The sequence below is a fragment of the Nonomuraea candida genome, assembly GCF_000725485.1.
In the GTDB taxonomy this organism is placed as follows: Bacteria; Actinomycetota; Actinomycetes; order Streptosporangiales; family Streptosporangiaceae; genus Nonomuraea; species Nonomuraea candida.
The window spans coordinates 1-228 of the sequence record NZ_JOAG01000217.1 but is presented as its reverse complement, the minus strand read 5'-3'; the positions used below and the strand labels follow the sequence as shown (position 1 = coordinate 228).

Below are 228 nucleotides of genomic sequence, written 5' to 3'. Positions count from 1 at the left end.
CATCCGCTACACCGAGCGGCTGGCCGGCATCGGCGCGGTCAGCTCGGTCGGCTCACGCGGGGACAGCTACGACAACGCCCTGGCCGAGACCACGATCGGGCTGTACAAGACCGAGCTGATCCACCGCCGCGGTCCGTGGAAGGGCCTGGACGACGTGGAGATCGCCACCATGGAGTGGGTCGACTGGTACAACAACCGCCGCCTCCACAGCGCCTGCCAGAACCTGCC

Annotated in this window: 1 protein-coding gene; it reads left to right on the top strand. The window is 68.4% G+C overall.

The window, feature by feature from the left end; all coding sequences use genetic code 11:
* On the top strand, positions 1 to 228 hold a 228-nt coding region (locus IO39_RS43780; RefSeq protein WP_043638043.1), incomplete at both ends, for an integrase core domain-containing protein.